Source organism: Streptomyces yerevanensis (assembly GCF_000716805.1).
GTDB classification, from domain to species: Bacteria; Actinomycetota; Actinomycetes; order Streptomycetales; family Streptomycetaceae; genus Streptomyces; species Streptomyces flaveus.
Map to the genome: position 1 here is coordinate 1 of NZ_JNWJ01000239.1, position 365 is coordinate 365.

Here is a 365-nt window from a genome sequence, read left to right on the forward strand (position 1 = left end):
CTGTGCGCGCCGAACGCGTCCTCCACTATCAGGTCACGGCTGCGGGACGGCTCTTCCCGCAGTCCCATGCGCCCGTCGCGAGTGACGACCCTGAGCCGGTCGCTCTGCTGGAAGCCCAGCTCGCGCTCGGCCAGGTCGGTCAGACCCTCGTCTATCTCGTACACCCGCTGATCACCCGCCGGTCGGGTGCGCTCGAGATACCTGGGCACGGTCATGCCGCCGCCCCCGATGTGGAGTCCGTCCAGGCGACCACCGGGGTTGATGAGGTCCGAGGCGCCCACGATGGCCTGGACGTACCCCATCGTCAGGTGAGTGGGGTCCTTGAGGTCGACGTGGCTGATCTCGGCGTTGCTCGTCTTCAGGAC

Annotated in this window: 1 protein-coding gene; it reads right to left on the bottom strand. The window is 67.9% G+C overall.

The window, feature by feature from the left end; genetic code table 11:
• Positions 1-365 (bottom strand): fused MFS/spermidine synthase (locus tag OP79_RS49235; RefSeq protein ID WP_033329892.1); only part of this gene is annotated, 365 nt, incomplete at both ends.